Source organism: Variovorax sp. HJSM1_2, from assembly GCF_049316285.1.
Lineage (GTDB): Bacteria > Pseudomonadota > Gammaproteobacteria > Burkholderiales > Burkholderiaceae_C > Rhodoferax_B.
On sequence record NZ_JBMOXA010000015.1, the window covers coordinates 48915 to 63052 of the forward strand.

Here is a 14138-nt window from a genome sequence, read left to right on the forward strand (position 1 = left end):
TATGGATGGAGACGACAAAGAAAATTGCTATCGTTACCGGCGCCGGTAGCGGCGTTGGCAAAGCGGCCGCGCTGGCCTTGCTGAAAGACGGTTACCACGTGGCTTTGGCGGGCCGCCGTGTCGAGCCGCTGCAGGCCGTGGCCGACGAATCAGGTGCTGGCGCACGCGCGTTGGCGGTGAGCACCGATGTGTCTGACCCGGCGTCCGTCAAAGCCCTGTTTGATACGGTGGTCAAAACCTTTGGCCGCGTCGACGTGTTGTTCAACAACGCGGGTGTGAACGCCCCCGGCATCCTGCTCGAAGACCTGACGCTGGAGCAGTGGAAGAACGTGGTGGACATCAACCTGACCGGCATGTTCCTGTGCATACAGGCGGCTTTCCGGGTGATGAAGGAACAGTCACCATGCGGCGGCCGCATCATCAACAATGGCTCGATTTCGGCCACGGCGCCGCGCCCCAATTCGATCGCCTACACCGCCACCAAACACGCGGTGGAGGGCTTGACCAAAACGGCTTCGCTCGACGGCCGCAAATACGACATCGCCGTGGGCCAGATCGACATTGGCAATGCCGCCACCGACATGGCCATGCGCATGGCCAAGGGTGTGCCGCAGGCGAATGGCGAGATCGCGATTGAACCGCTGATGGACGTGAACATCGTCGGCCAGTCGGTGCTCTACATGGCCAACCTGCCGCTGGAAGCGAATGTGTTGTTCCACACGGTGATGGCCACCAAGATGCCGTTTGTCGGGCGCGGCTAAGCCGCTGAACCCTGGCGTCTGCTGGGGCAGAATCAAGGGCTCTTCACGAGCCCTTTTTGCTTCATGTCGTCCACGATGCCGCTTTCTGATCAAACTGCCAACCGCGCTGCAACCGCTCCTTTGGAATGGGAGGCGATGGACGCCATGCCCCTGCCGCCAGACGTGCCGCAACGCCCCTACGGTGCCGCACCGCAACAGTTTGGCGAGCTGCGTTTGCCCGAGGGGCAGGGCCCGTTTCCGGTGGTGCTGTTGATCCATGGTGGCTGCTGGCGCGCCAAATACGACCTGGTCTACATCAGCCGCTTGGCCGCCTGGCTGGCCAGCCACGGCTGGGCCAGCTGGAGCATTGAGTACCGCCGTGTGGGCGACGCCGGTGGCGGCTGGCCGGGCACCTTGCTCGACGTGGCGCACGCCGCCGATGCGCTGCGTACACTGGCGCAAACCGAAGCTCTGGATTTGACCCGCGTCGTGGCGGCGGGCCACTCGGCCGGTGGGCATCTGGCGCTGTGGCTGGCGGCGCGTGCGGGCTTGCCGAGCAGCAGCCCGCTGTACATGGCCAACCCCTTGCCGCTGGCGGGTGTGCTGGGTCTGGCCGCCATCAGCGATCTGGAAAGCTACCGCGCGGAAGGCCCGGCCGAGAGCTGCAACGGCATGGTCGACATGTTGATGGGCGGCAGCCTGGACGCCGTGCCCCAGCGTTTTGCCGAAGCCTCGCCCCTGGCGCGGCTGCCGTTGCGTGTGCCTATGGCGTTTGTGCAGGGCGAAGAAGACGACACTGTTTCCGCCGACTCGGTGCGCCGCTTTGTGGCGGCCGCCACGGCGGCGGGCGACACCACGCGGCTGTGGAGCCTGCCCGGCGCCGGCCACTACGACGTGGCGGTCGCGCACAGCAGCAGCGAACCTGCGTTGCTGCAGGCGCTGGCCTGGTTGAAGGATTTATAAAAGAATGGGCCGCTTACGCTTTTTGCATCAGCGTAAGCTGCTATCAAATTTTTATTCTTAGAGCTGCACCTTGGCGGCCTTGGCCACCTGGGTCCACTTGTCGATTTCACCTTCGATGAACTTGCGGAATTCGGCCGGTGGGCTGCCCACGGGCTCCGTGCCTTGGGCTATGAGTTTTTCGCGCACCTCGGGCAGCTTCATCACGGCCGCCAGTGTGCTGCTGAACTTATGCAGGATCTCGGGCGGCGTGCCCTTGGGGGCGAAGTAGCCAAACCAGGCCACGGCTTCAAAGCCGGGATAGGTCTCGGCAATGGTTGGCACCTCGGGGATCTCGGCGTTGCGCTGCAGCGTGGTCACGCCGAGCGCGCGCAGTTGGCCGGATTTGATGTGCGGAATCGCCGGCGGCAGGTTGCCGCAGAACATCGACACCTGGCCGCCGATGACATCGGCCACGGCCGGTGCCGCACCTTTGTAGGGTACGTGCAGCAGGTCGATGCCGGCCACCAGCTTGAGGTATTCGCCGGTGAGATGTGCCGAGGAGCCATTGCCGCCCGAGGCAAACGAGTATTTTCCGGGCGAGGCCTTGGCCAAGGCGACGAACTCGGCCAGGGTTTTGGCCGGAATTTGCGGGTTGAGCACACACACGTTGGGCGCTTTATTGATCAAAAGCACGGGTTCAAAGTCGCGCAGCGGGTGGTACGAGAGCTTGGCATACACCGCCGCGTTGATGGCATGTGATCCGGCGTTGCCGATTAGGAAGTTGTAGCCATCGGCGGGGGCATTTTTCGCGGCTTCGGTGCCTATGATGCCGCCGGCACCGGGTTTGTTGTCGATGACAAAAGCCTGGCCCAGGCGTTCCTGCAGCATGGCGCCGATCAAGCGGCCGGCGAGGTCGGCACCGTCACCGGGCGTGCCCGCAACAATGACCTTGACCGGGCGGCTCGGCCAGTTGGCGGCCGCATGTTCTGAACCTTGCGCTTGCGCGCCGACCGCGACTGCCGAGAAAATCGCCGCCACAAGGGTCAAACCTGCGGTCTGATGGGCCGCCGAAAAATGCCTGGATAAAAATGTCATACGCCACAATCTTGATCAAATAAATCTATTATCTGAACTGTCTAGCCTTTGGTTTTGCTGGTCCATAGCAGATTCCCGTATATCTTTGATCTAAAAACGCATAAGTGAAACACCTCAAACTGCAAGCCACGGCGGATGCGCCAGACGCGATGGACATCACCGACCACCTGCGCGACGGCATCTTGAGCGGACTGTTTGCGCCGCACAGCCCGCTGCGCATCGATGCGCTGGCGACGCAATTCCAGGTGTCGCACATGCCTATACGCGAGGCGTTGCGGCGGCTCGAGTCCGAGGGGCTGCTGGACAGCGTGCCGAACCGGGGCTCACGTGTGGTGGCGGTCACGCCGGCGTTTGTGGCCGACATCTTTGATCTGCGCAGTCTGGTGGAGGCTTTTATGACGCGGCGCGCAGCCGAGCGCATCACCGCGCAGCAATTGGCCGAACTCCAGGTGGTGCAAACACGCTACGAGGCCGCCGCGCAAAGCCAGGACGTGGCCGCCGCGCTGGCGGCCAACCGTGCGTTTCACAGCGCCATCAACAACATTGCCGGCAACCGTGATGGCAGTCTGATTCTGGACCGGCACTGGCGGCTGATCTCGGCGCTGTGGCGGGTCTACGGCTACCAGACGGATCGTTTTGAGGCGGTGATCAGCGACCACCGGCAGTTGCTCGCGGCCCTGGCTGAACACGACGGGGAGGCCGCCGCAGCCTTGTCGGCCGCACATTCGATGCGCGCCAAACAAACCCTGCTCCAGCGTATGCGGCAGAAGCTGGACGCGGGTGATCAAAAGGCGTCCGCCTAGCGCCTGGCCTTAAATCAGGACGGCGGGCTCAGCGCGCGCGCCAGCGCTCCGGCCGTCAAGGCCTGCCCTGGTGGCCATTGGTCTGCGGCCAAACCATGTAAAAACACGGCGTCGCAAGCGGCTTCTGTTGGGCTGCGGCCTGCGGCCAGCAAGGCCCCGGCCAGGCCTGCCAGCACGTCGCCGGTGCCAGCCGTGGCCAGCCGCGCATTGCCCGTGGGGTTGATGAAGGGCTGTGCCTGGGGCGTGGCGATCACCGAGCCCGAGCCCTTGAGCACCACCACACACTCAAACCGTTCTGCCAATTGTTGGGCCGCGCCCAAACGATCGGCTTGAACAGCGGCGGTAGTGACGCCGAGCAGGCGTGCGGCTTCCAGCGGATGTGGTGTGAGTATGGTGGCCTGCGATGCCGCACGGCGCGCTTGCAACTGGGCTTGCAAGCCGGGATCGGCGGCAACGCAGTTCAAGGCATCGGCATCCAGCACCAGGCGCGGGGCATTCTGCAGCAGGCGCGGCAGCACTTCGGCCACGGCCGCGCCGCCACCGCAGCCACACACCACGGTGAGTGTCGCAAGGGCGAGGTCGGAGACGTCGCGCAGCATCAGCTCGGGTTGGCTGGTATTGAGGGCACTGGTCTCCGGGCTGGGCGTGAGAAGCGCTGCAAACACCCGTCCTGCACCGCCATGCAGCGCGGCTGAGGCCGCCAGCAGCGCGGCGCCGGTCATGCCCGGAGCGCCACCAACGATGGCCACGTCGCCGTAGCTGCCCTTGTGGCTGGCGTGGCTGCGCACGCGCGGCGCGGGGGCCGGATTGAGCAGGGCGCTAGCGGGGGCGGTGCTGGTGTCCACCTCCAGTGTGTCCAGCCAAATCTGCCCCGCCGCATCGCGGCCCAGGCCGGTGAACAGCCCGGGTTTCAGCGTCAGCAGGCAAAGCGTGTGTTGTGCTTGAATATATTGGTTGCCGCTTGTGGATGCTGCGGCAGAAGCTTCGAAATGAATAGCGCCCGTGTCGCCGTTCAGGCCGCTGGGCAAGTCGACGGCCAGCACACTTGCGGGGCCCGCGTTGATCTGCGTTATCCACTGCGCCATGCGGCCGGATGGCGCGCGCTTGCTGCCCAGGCCAAGCAGGGCGTCTATGACCAGGTCGTGGGCGTCGAGATCTGTGGGTGGGGTATCGGCCAGCAGCACACCCGCAGCGCGCGCACGCGCCAGGGACGCCAGCGCATCTGCGGGCGCATGGGTTTCGTCGCCCAACCAGGTCGCCACCACGTGTTTGCCCCAACGGTGCAGATGCAGGGCAGCCTCCAATCCATCGCCGCCATTGTTGCCCGGGCCGCAGGCGATCCAGATGGTGTGCGCGTGGGGCGCCACGGCGAGGGCCAGGCGGGCCACCGCCAGCCCGGCACGTTGCATCAGCGTGTGCGGCGGCGTGGCGGCCAGTGCGGCCTGTTCTATGCTGCGGCTGGCGCGGTTGTTGAACAGCGCGCGGGTGCTGCCGTCAGCGGGGTGGGCGGTGATGCGGTGCATGCCGCGCATTTTGCGCCGTTGCCAGTTGGCGTTGTCGGCTTAGCGGCGCAAACGGTCCACACCCAGGCCTTCGAGGTCCACACCTGGCGTGCGTTGTGAGAGCAGATCGGCCACGGCGCGCGCGCTGCCGCAGCTCAAGGCCCAGCCGCTGGAGCCGTGCCCGAGGTTGAGCCATACGCCGGGCACACCGCTGGCGCCTATCAGTGGTGGGCCGTCGGCCATCATGGGACGCGCGCCTTTCCACACCTGTACGCCAGCGCCAATGTTGGCCGCGCCCGGGAACCAATCGTGCAGCACCTTGTACAGTGTTTGGATCGTGGCCTTGCGGTGTTGCTGCGGGCTGCCGCCGATTTCGGCACTGCCCGCGACGCGCACACGCTGGCCCAGGCGCGTGATGGCGACCTTGTAGCGTTCGTCCATCACCGCGCCGCGCGGCGCGTTCAAATGCTCGCGGATGTTGACCGACACCGAGTAGCCATACACCGGGGTCATGGGCAGGCGAATACCCAGCGGGCTCAGCAACTGGGCCGAGCCCACACCGGCGCACAGCACTACCGCATCGAAGCTGCGCGGTGTGGGCTCGTTGGCGATGTAGACGCTGGCCGCTTGGGCGGAAGAAATCCGGTCCACCGTGCAATTGAATTCGAATTTCACGCCCCGGCGCTGGGCCTCTGCCTTGAGCAGCATGGAGAATTGGCGGCAGTTGCTGGCCTCGGCGTCTTCGAGGTGGATGGCGCCGGCGAGCGGGCTGTCGGTGCTGAGGGCGGGCTCGATCTGGCGTGCCGCAGCGGCGTCTATCTCCTTGAATTTTTGCCCGGCTTCGCGCAGCACCGCCAGGCCGGGCTGTGCCAGGGCGCGGTCGGCCTCGGTGCGCAGCAGCACCATGTAGCCGGGGCTGCGTTCGTATTCAAGGTTCAAGCCTTGGGTGATGGTATCCAGGCGTTCGCGGCTGTACAGGCCCAGGCGGATCATGCGGGCGCGATTGGCCGCATAGATGTCGGGTTTGCAGGCGCGCAACCAGCGCCACATCCAGCCCAGGTCTTGTGTGCTCAAGGGCAAGGCGAGTTTGACCGGGGCATGCTGGCTGAACAGGTAACGCAGCACTTTGCGCGGCATGCCGGGGGCGGCCCAAGGGGTGATGTAGCCGGGGGCGATGACGCCGGCGTTGGCAAAGCTGGTGCCTTCGCCGGCGGCGCTATGGCGTTCAAGCACCGTGACGTCGTGGCCGTCTAGGGCCAATTCGAATGCGGTGGTGACACCGATGACACCGGCGCCGATAACGGCAATCTTCATGCAATCCTGATCTGAGATGTAAATCTTGGGTTGAGCACCATGTCTGTGCCCAACCAGCTATCAAAATTGTAGAAGCGTTTCGATCTCCAATCCGAGGTTCAGGATGACGTCGTCGTGTAATGCCGCTTGCCACAACATCAGTCCGGTGGGCAATTCATCGGGCGCGTGAGACGGCAGCGACAAGGCACAGCCGTCCAGCATGTTGACCACGCTGGGGTTGCGCAGCAGCAACGCATTGGTGCGGAAGAAGGCGTCGTCGTGGGCCGGGTCCGGACCCAGGTTGGCCAGAGGCGGTGCGACGATGGGCAGGGTGGGCGACAGCACGGCTTCATAACCGCGCAAGGCCGCAGCCATGCTGTCTATCCAGCGCGCGCGGGCGGCCACCAGTTCCATGTATTCAAACGCCGCCATGTGGGCGCCACGTTCAATGCGTGCCAGCACCCGCGGGTCGTAGTTTGCCCGTGCCGATGGGCCACGGTTGAGCAGCGGGCGGTGCCAGAAATAGCTTTCAGCCGCCGAAAAGCCGCCTGTGGCCTGCAATTCGCGCAGAGTGCCCAGTTCGGGCAGGCGTAAGTTGACGATTTGTGCTCCGGCCTGGCTCAGGCGTTGCAGCGCGCGGTCAAACGCGCGGTGGTTGGTTTGGTCCAGACCCTCCAGCATGGTGTGTTCCGCCACGGCCAGGCGAACACCTTTGAGGCGGCGCGGCTGGCGTGGCACTGTGCGTTGGCTCAGGATTTCGTGGGCCAGCACGGCATCGCGCACCGTGCGCGTCATGGCGCAAACGGTGTCCAGCGTGGTTGACAATGGAATCGCGCCATCGGTGGGCACCAGGCGCGCGGTACTTTTGAAGCCAACGATGCCATTGAGCGCGGCGGGGATGCGGATGGAGCCGCCGGTGTCGGAGCCCAGGCCTATGAAGGCGGCGCCCGTGGCCACCGACACCGCCGCACCCGAGGACGAGCCACCGGGAATACGCGCCACGGCGGGCCTGGGGCTGGCCAGGCCCGGAATCGGACCAGGCGCCATGTCGTAGCGCCCGTCCCAGGCCGCAGGTGTGCCGAAATGGGGGTTGATGCCCACGCCGGAGAACGCAAACTCCACCATATTGGTGCGTCCTATCAGCGAGCCGCCGGCGGCCTTGAGACGGGCGACAGCCGGGCAGTCGACGCTGGCGGGTGGCGCGTCGCGCAGAATCCGTGAGCCAGCGGGCGTGGTCTGGCCCTCGATGTCGAACAAATCCTTGACCGAGAAGGCGAGCCCGCCGAGTGGGCTTTCGCCGAGGCCGGCTTGTCCCAATTGGGCCTGGGCCTGCTCGAACATCGGCTTCAAGAAGACGTTTTCGCAGGCCGCGGATTGGGCTTGCGTCACGCAATGTGCGAGTTCTGCTGTCGGGGTGCTGGTGTTTTGGCGCAGGCGCTCACGGGTCGCGGTCAGGTCTGGGATCATGGTCGGCGGCTGGGGTGTGCTACACTCCCTGGGTTTAGCTGATCAGTCAAAAGCATTGGTCAAGAGCATTTGTGAGAATGTTCTTGAAATGTTTTTCGACATCGCAAAAACACAATCGCAAAGCAGTCCACACAAGGTGTTGCATTTTTTGCGCCAACGTTTCGCCGCTTGAGTCTATTGAGTGTGCTGGTTTCGTCTGGTTACAAAGATATCGCAATAACGGACTGTATTTAAGACCCAACCTTTGGAGTTTTCCCTATGTCAGTCACGATGCGCGAAATGCTGGAAGCCGGCGTTCACTTTGGTCACCAAACCCGCTTCTGGAACCCCAAGATGGCTCCGTACATCTTCGGTCACCGCAACAAAATTCACATCATCAACCTGGAAAAGTCGCTGCCGATGTTCCAGGAAGCTGCCAAGTTCGTGAAGCAACTCACGGCTAACCGTGGCACCGTTTTGATGGTTGGCACCAAGCGCCAAGCGCGCGAAATCCTGGCTGGCGAAGCCGCACGCGCTGGTGTGCCTTTTGTTGACCAACGCTGGTTGGGCGGCATGCTGACCAACTTCAAGACGGTCAAGACCTCGATCAAGCGCTTGAAGGACATGAAGATCCAGCAAGAAGCTGGTCTGGATGGCATGAGCAAGAAAGAGCAACTGATGTTTGCTCGCGAAATGGCCAAGCTGGAAAAAGACATCGGCGGCATCCAGGACATGGCCGCTCTGCCAGACGCGATCTTCGTGATCGACGTTGGTTTCCACAAGATTGCCGTCGCAGAAGCGCGCAAGCTGGGCATTCCTCTGATCGGTGTGGTGGACTCCAACCACTCGCCAGAAGGTATCGACTACATCATTCCAGGTAACGACGACTCCTCCAAGGCCGTGACGCTGTACGCACGCGGCATTGCAGACGCGATCATCGAAGGCCGTGCCAACGCCGTCAACGACGTGGTCAAGGCTGTTGCTGAAAGCAGCGACGAGTTCGTGGAAGTGAACGAGGCAGCGGCCTAAGTCCAGGTCCGCCGCGTGCAAACGCGATAAAAGCGGGGCTGCATGGCCCCCTTTTTTTTAGTTTCTTTCAAAATATTTGAGTACGGAGAATACAAATGGCTGCTATTACCGCAAGCATGGTCGCAGAACTGCGCGGCCGCACCGACGCCCCGATGATGGAATGCAAGAAAGCCCTGACAGAAGCCGAAGGCGATCTGGGCAAGGCTGAAGAGCTGCTGCGCGTCAAGCTGGGCAACAAGGCTGGCAAGGCCGCTTCGCGTGTGACCGCTGAAGGCGTGGTCACCAGCTTCATCGACGGCACCACTGGCGCGCTGCTCGAAGTGAACTGCGAAACCGACTTCGTGACCAAGAACGACAGCTTCCTGGCACTGGCGCAAGCCGCCGCCGAATTGATCGCCAAGCAAAACCCGGCAGACGTGGCTGCTCTGGGTGCATTGGCCTATAGCCAAGACGGCTTTGGCCCGACGCTGGAAGATGTGCGCAAGGGTCTGATCGGCAAGATCGGCGAAAACATGACCTTCCGCCGCTTTACCCGTTTCAGCGGCAACAAGCTGGCCGCTTACCTGCACGGCACGCGTATCGGCGTGATGGTCGAGTTCGAAGGCGACGAAACCGCTGCCAAAGACACGGCCATGCACATTGCTGCGATGAAGCCCGTGGCCTTGACCAGCGCTGACGTGCCGGCCGAACTGATCGAAAAAGAACGCGCTGTTGCCGCAGGCAAGGCCGAAGAAGATCGCAAGGCTGCCGAAGCCGAAGGCAAGAAGCCACAACCTGCCGACATCGTTGCCAAGCGCATCGAAGGCGGCGTGGCCAAGTACCTGAAGGAAGTGTCGCTGCACAACCAGGCTTTCGTGAAAAACGACAAGCAAACCGTTGAGCAAATGCTCAAGGCCACCGGCACCAGCGTCAAGAGCTTCACGCTCTACGTGGTGGGCGAAGGCATTGAGAAGAAGGTTGACGACTTTGCGGCCGAAGTGGCTGCCCAAGTTGCTGCCGCCAAAGCCGCTGCCTAAGAACGTCCAGACGTTCTAAACAACGCGATCCGTCACCGACGGATCGCGTTTTGCCGATAACATCTCTATTTCCAGCCCACCGTCAATCAAGGAGTCCCCATGACCAATCCGCAGCCAGCGCATAAGCGAATTTTGCTCAAGCTGTCTGGAGAGGCGCTGATGGGCGATGACCAGTTCGGCATTAACCGCGCCACCATCGTGCGCATGGTCGAAGAGGTGGCTGAGGTGACCCGTCTGGGTGTAGAGGTGGCTGTGGTCATCGGCGGCGGCAACATCTTCCGCGGTGTCGCGGGTGGTGCCACCGGTATGGACCGCGCCACGGCTGACTACATGGGCATGCTGGCCACCGTGATGAATGCATTGGCCCTGGCCGACACCATGAACCACGCTGGTCTGGTGGCGCGTGTGATGTCCGCCATCAACATCGACCAAGTGGTCGAACCCTATGTTCGCCCCAAGGCCTTGCAGTACCTCGAAGAGGGCAAGGTCGTGGTGTTCGCGGCCGGCACCGGCAACCCATTTTTCACCACCGATACCGCTGCTGCTCTGCGTGGCGCAGAGATCGGTGCTGAGCTGGTGCTCAAGGCCACCAAGGTGGATGGCGTTTATTCCGCCGATCCCAACAAAGACCCATTGGCCACGCGCTACTCCAAGATCTCATTCGACGAGGCGATCTCGAAGAATCTGGGCATCATGGACGCCGCAGCCTTTGCGCTGTGCCGCGACCAGAAGCTGCCGATTCGGGTGTTCTCCATCAACAAACACGGTGCGCTGAAGCGCGTGGTGATGGGTGAAGACGAAGGCACCCTGGTTTACGCTTGAGTTTGTGCACCCGTCGCGCCAGATGGCGGGCCGGTGTGCCGACCATTTGAGGAAAAAAACATGACGATTGCCGAGATTCGCAGCACGATGGAAACGAAGATGGACCAATCCATCGGCGCTTTCAAGAACAACCTGACCAAGATCCGTACCGGCCGTGCCAACCCAGCCTTGCTGGACTCCGTGCAGGTCGACTACTACGGCTCCATGGTGCCGATCACCCAGGTCGCCAACGTTTCGTTGCTCGACGCGCGCACCATCAGCGTGCAGCCTTGGGAAAAAGGCATGGGTGCCAAGATTGAAAAAGCCATTCGCGACAGTGACCTGGGCTTGAATCCGTCGTCCATGGGCGAGTTGATCCGTGTGCCCTTGCCGGCCATGACGGAAGAACGCCGCAAGGAACTGACCAAGGTGGTGCGCGGCGAGGGTGAAAACGCCAAGGTGGCCGTGCGCAATCTGCGCCGTGACGCCAATGAGGCCGTCAAGAAACTGGTGAAAGACAAACTCGCCTCGGAAGACGACCAAAAGCGCGCCGAAGCAGACGTTCAAAAGATCACCGACAAACACATTGTGCTGATTGACCAGCTCATCGCTGGCAAAGAGCAAGAGCTGATGGCTGTTTAACGGTCTCGGTTGTTGACGTCGTTCATGACTGTTTCCTCAAGCGCTCCCAAGCATATTGCCATCGTGATGGATGGCAATGGCCGCTGGGCCACGCGGCGCTTCCTGCCGCGTGTGGCCGGCCACAGACAGGGGGTCGAATCACTGCGCCGTTGCGTTCAGGCTTGCCTGGACCGAAACGTGGGTGTGCTCACCGTTTTTGCGTTCTCTTCGGAAAACTGGGACCGTCCAGCAGAAGAGGTCTCCGGCCTGATGTCGCTCATGGTGAGTGTGTTGGCCAAAGAGGTGCCCAAGCTGCATGCCAACGGCGTGCAATTGCATTTTGTCGGAGAGCTCTCGGCGCTGTCTGAAAAGGTGCGTGGCGGTTTGCTGCAGGCCGAAGCGGCCACGGCGGGCAACAGCCGCCTGGTGCTCAACATCTGCTTCAATTATGGCGGCCGCTGGGATATTGCCCAGGCTGCGCGCAAGCTGGTTGCCGCGGGTGAAGCCGTCACCGAGCGCAGCCTCGATGGCGCGATGGCATTGGCCCACTGCGCCGACCCGGACCTGTTGATTCGCACCGGTGGCGAATTCCGCATCAGCAACTTTTTGCTGTGGCAATGTGCTTATACGGAGATGTATTTCTCTGACAAGCTTTGGCCTGAGTTTGACGAAGCCGCGCTGGATGCGGCGATTGCCGACTACGCGCAGCGCGAACGTCGATTCGGTAAAACCTCGGGCCAGGTCGCTGGTGCCGCGAACACGCGCGCAGCCTCGTCCGGTTGAACGGACTTTCATGCTCAAACAACGCATCATTACCGCCATCGTTCTGTTGGCTGTGCTCCTGCCCGCGCTGGCCTATCCGTCGCCCGAACCCTTTTGTTTGCTGATCCTGCTGCTGATCGCCGCGGGCGCCTGGGAGTGGGGCCGGCTGAACAAATTGAATGCTGGTGCTTCCTGGACCCTGGCCTTGGTCGCGCTGCTGATTTGCGCCGGACTGTGGCAAGCCGGCTGGCTTGAAAAGCCCAGCGTCTCGCTGTGGCTGCCGGTGGGTGCGCTGTGGGTGTTGGTCGGGGCTAGCCTGATCAAACGTGGGGTCGAGGGCTGGGCGAAGATTGCCGGTCCTTTGCGTGTGGCCGGTGGTTTGCTGGCGCTGTGCCTCACCTGGCTGGCAGTGGGCCAGGCACGGGTGATTGGCATTAATTTTTTGTTGTCGGTTTTGGTGCTGGTGTGGGTGGCCGATATTGCGGCTTATTTTGCCGGCCGCGCCTTTGGCCTGCGCTTCACCAAAGTGAAGTTGGCCCCTGCCATCAGCCCCGGCAAGAGCTGGGAAGGTGTGTGGGGCGGCATGACGGGCGTGTTGCTGCTGGCGCTGGGCTGGATCTGGGGCGATCAGGCATGGCAGGCCGTGAGCCCCAGCCTGTATTCACGTCTGGCCTCGGTGAACGTGATTCTGCTGATCCTGGCCGTGGTCTTCCTGGCCGCCATGAGTGTGGTGGGTGATCTGGTTGAGTCGCTGATCAAACGCAGTGCCGGCGTCAAGGACAGCAGCAACTTGTTGCCCGGCCACGGTGGTGTGCTGGACCGTGTGGATGCGCTGCTGCCAACCGTTCCCCTGGCGATGATGTTGTACGCCCTTGTGGCATGAAGTTCTGGACATGAAGCAACGCCTGACCATCCTGGGCTCTACCGGCTCGGTAGGTGCCAATACGCTGGACGTGGTGTCGCGCCACCTGGACCAATACGAAGTTTTTGCGCTGAGCGCCGCCACGCAGGTTGATCTGCTGTTGCAGCAGTGCGCCACCTACAAGCCGCGGTTTGCCGTGATGGCCAGCGAGCCGCATGCGCATCAGTTGGCTGAAAAGCTCAAGCAAAACAGCCTTGAAACGACCGTTTTGATTGCGCAAGATGCTCTTGAAAGAATAGCGTCGCACGAACAGGTGGACGTGGTCATGGCCTCCATCGTCGGTGCCGCGGGCCTAGCGCCGTGCCTGGCGGCCGCCCGCGCCGGCAAACGTTTGCTGCTGGCCAACAAAGAAGCGCTGGTGGTCGGTGGCGACGTGTTCATGGATGCCGTGCGCACCGGTGGCGCGCGCTTGCTGCCGATCGACAGCGAACATTCCGCCATCTTCCAATCACTGCCCGAAGATCCAGCCACCTGGGCCGCCCGGGTGGAGAAAATCATTCTCACGGCGTCTGGTGGCCCGTTCCGTACCTGGGCGCCCACCGATTTGCGCACCGTCACACCCGAGCAAGCCTGTGCCCATCCCAATTGGGTGATGGGCCGCAAGATTTCGGTCGACTCCGCCACCATGATGAACAAGGCGCTTGAAGTCATAGAGGCGCGTTATCTGTTTGGCCTGCCGCCCGAAGCTTTGGAGGTAGTGATCCACCCGCAAAGCGTGATCCACTCGATGGTGCAATACCGCGACACCTCGGTTGTGGCCCAGCTTGGCACGCCTGACATGCGGGTGCCGATTGCCTATGGCCTGGGTTGGCCGGAGCGCATCACCTCGGGTGCGGCGCCGCTGGACTTTCGCAGCCTGGCGGCGATGACCTTTGAATCCTTCGACGTGGCCGAGCATCGCGCACGTTTCCCAGGCCTGCAGCTGGCCTGGGACAGCTTGCGCGCCGCGCCGGGCACCTGTGCGGTGTTGAATGCGGCCAATGAGATCGGTGTGGCGGCGTTTCTCGAGCGTCGCATTCGCTTCGATCAAATCCACCATGTCAATCTTGCAACTTTAGAGACCGTCTTGCCCTCCAAGCCCGCAAGCTTGGATGACTTGCTGGCCTTGGATGCGCAATCTCGCGCAGCGGCGCAGCAGTTGGTCGCAAGACTCACCCGGTAGTCGT

At 62.5% G+C, this 14138-nt stretch carries 14 protein-coding genes; 10 read left to right on the forward strand and 4 right to left on the reverse strand.

The features are described from left to right. Window positions 1-5 precede the first annotated feature (5 nt). Window positions 6-761, forward strand: coding sequence for an SDR family oxidoreductase (locus ACFQ95_RS16895; protein ID WP_422832809.1), 756 nt, complete (start codon window positions 6-8; stop codon window positions 759-761). Between the two features lie 135 nt (window positions 762-896). Continuing rightward, window positions 897-1703, forward strand: coding sequence for an alpha/beta hydrolase family protein (locus ACFQ95_RS16900; RefSeq protein WP_422832811.1), 807 nt, complete (start codon window positions 897-899; stop codon window positions 1701-1703). 57 nt (window positions 1704-1760) lie between these two features. Here ACFQ95_RS16900 and ACFQ95_RS16905 read toward each other — a convergent pair whose 3' ends face one another. Further along, window positions 1761-2777: a Bug family tripartite tricarboxylate transporter substrate binding protein gene (locus tag ACFQ95_RS16905; protein ID WP_422832813.1), complete on the reverse strand. Its 1017-nt coding sequence runs from the start codon at window positions 2775-2777 to the stop codon at window positions 1761-1763. Between the two features lie 104 nt (window positions 2778-2881). On the opposite strand from ACFQ95_RS16905, the gene ACFQ95_RS16910 reads away from it, so the two are divergent. Next, window positions 2882-3580, forward strand: coding sequence for a GntR family transcriptional regulator (locus ACFQ95_RS16910; RefSeq protein WP_422832814.1), 699 nt, complete (start codon window positions 2882-2884; stop codon window positions 3578-3580). 14 nt (window positions 3581-3594) lie between these two features. Here ACFQ95_RS16910 and ACFQ95_RS16915 read toward each other — a convergent pair whose 3' ends face one another. Genes ACFQ95_RS16915 through ACFQ95_RS16925 form a run of 3 tightly spaced genes read right to left on the reverse strand, consistent with a single transcriptional unit; the run spans window position 3595 to window position 7842 of the window. Beyond that, a complete protein-coding gene (locus ACFQ95_RS16915) occupies window positions 3595-5103 on the reverse strand; it encodes an NAD(P)H-hydrate dehydratase (RefSeq protein ID WP_422832816.1) in 1509 nt (502 codons plus the stop codon). Window positions 5104-5142: 39 nt separating this feature from the next. Continuing rightward, window positions 5143-6396 carry a D-amino acid dehydrogenase gene (locus tag ACFQ95_RS16920; protein WP_422832817.1) on the reverse strand — a complete coding sequence of 418 codons (1254 nt, stop codon included), beginning with the start codon at window positions 6394-6396 and terminating at the stop codon, window positions 5143-5145. A gap of 60 nt (window positions 6397-6456) precedes the next feature. Then, window positions 6457-7842, reverse strand: coding sequence for an amidase (locus ACFQ95_RS16925; RefSeq protein ID WP_422832818.1), 1386 nt, complete (start codon window positions 7840-7842; stop codon window positions 6457-6459). Between the two features lie 258 nt (window positions 7843-8100). On the opposite strand from ACFQ95_RS16925, the gene rpsB reads away from it, so the two are divergent. The 7 genes from rpsB (at window position 8101) to ispC (ending at window position 14134) form a co-directional block, all read left to right on the forward strand. Next, the gene (gene rpsB / locus ACFQ95_RS16930; RefSeq protein ID WP_422832820.1) at window positions 8101-8850 is read left to right on the forward strand and encodes a 30S ribosomal protein S2; all 750 of its coding nucleotides are present in this window, start codon (window positions 8101-8103) and stop codon (window positions 8848-8850) included. Between the two features lie 95 nt (window positions 8851-8945). Continuing rightward, complete coding sequence (gene tsf, locus ACFQ95_RS16935; RefSeq protein WP_422832821.1) at window positions 8946-9866, forward strand: translation elongation factor Ts; 921 nt, start codon at window positions 8946-8948, stop codon at window positions 9864-9866. Between the two features lie 99 nt (window positions 9867-9965). Continuing rightward, window positions 9966-10688 (forward strand): UMP kinase, encoded by a 723-nt coding sequence (gene pyrH / locus ACFQ95_RS16940; RefSeq protein WP_422832823.1) that lies wholly within the window; start codon window positions 9966-9968, stop codon window positions 10686-10688. Window positions 10689-10748: 60 nt separating this feature from the next. Next, window positions 10749-11309, forward strand: coding sequence for a ribosome recycling factor (gene frr, locus ACFQ95_RS16945; RefSeq protein WP_422832825.1), 561 nt, complete (start codon window positions 10749-10751; stop codon window positions 11307-11309). A 24-nt stretch (window positions 11310-11333) separates the two neighbouring features. After that, window positions 11334-12071 (forward strand): polyprenyl diphosphate synthase, encoded by a 738-nt coding sequence (gene uppS / locus ACFQ95_RS16950; protein WP_422832826.1) that lies wholly within the window; start codon window positions 11334-11336, stop codon window positions 12069-12071. 10 nt (window positions 12072-12081) lie between these two features. Next, on the forward strand, window positions 12082-12933 hold the full coding sequence (locus ACFQ95_RS16955) for a phosphatidate cytidylyltransferase (RefSeq protein WP_422832827.1): 852 nt from the start codon (window positions 12082-12084) through the stop codon (window positions 12931-12933). Between the two features lie 10 nt (window positions 12934-12943). After that, on the forward strand, window positions 12944-14134 hold the full coding sequence (gene ispC, locus ACFQ95_RS16960) for a 1-deoxy-D-xylulose-5-phosphate reductoisomerase (RefSeq protein ID WP_422832828.1): 1191 nt from the start codon (window positions 12944-12946) through the stop codon (window positions 14132-14134). Window positions 14135-14138 lie beyond the last annotated feature (4 nt).

Coding starts and splice junctions, on each gene's coding strand:
- uppS (WP_422832826.1), top strand. CDS start 11,334: ATGACTGTTTCCTCAAGCGCTCCCAAGCATATTGCCATCGTGATGGAT.
- ACFQ95_RS16955 (WP_422832827.1), top strand. CDS start 12,082: ATGCTCAAACAACGCATCATTACCGCCATCGTTCTGTTGGCTGTGCTC.
- rpsB (WP_422832820.1), top strand. CDS start 8,101: ATGTCAGTCACGATGCGCGAAATGCTGGAAGCCGGCGTTCACTTTGGT.
- tsf (WP_422832821.1), top strand. CDS start 8,946: ATGGCTGCTATTACCGCAAGCATGGTCGCAGAACTGCGCGGCCGCACC.
- ACFQ95_RS16920 (WP_422832817.1), bottom strand. CDS start 6,396: ATGAAGATTGCCGTTATCGGCGCCGGTGTCATCGGTGTCACCACCGCA.
- frr (WP_422832825.1), top strand. CDS start 10,749: ATGACGATTGCCGAGATTCGCAGCACGATGGAAACGAAGATGGACCAA.
- ACFQ95_RS16900 (WP_422832811.1), top strand. CDS start 897: ATGGACGCCATGCCCCTGCCGCCAGACGTGCCGCAACGCCCCTACGGT.
- ACFQ95_RS16925 (WP_422832818.1), bottom strand. CDS start 7,842: ATGATCCCAGACCTGACCGCGACCCGTGAGCGCCTGCGCCAAAACACC.
- ispC (WP_422832828.1), top strand. CDS start 12,944: ATGAAGCAACGCCTGACCATCCTGGGCTCTACCGGCTCGGTAGGTGCC.
- ACFQ95_RS16905 (WP_422832813.1), bottom strand. CDS start 2,777: ATGACATTTTTATCCAGGCATTTTTCGGCGGCCCATCAGACCGCAGGT.
- ACFQ95_RS16915 (WP_422832816.1), bottom strand. CDS start 5,103: ATGCACCGCATCACCGCCCACCCCGCTGACGGCAGCACCCGCGCGCTG.
- pyrH (WP_422832823.1), top strand. CDS start 9,966: ATGACCAATCCGCAGCCAGCGCATAAGCGAATTTTGCTCAAGCTGTCT.
- ACFQ95_RS16895 (WP_422832809.1), top strand. CDS start 6: ATGGAGACGACAAAGAAAATTGCTATCGTTACCGGCGCCGGTAGCGGC.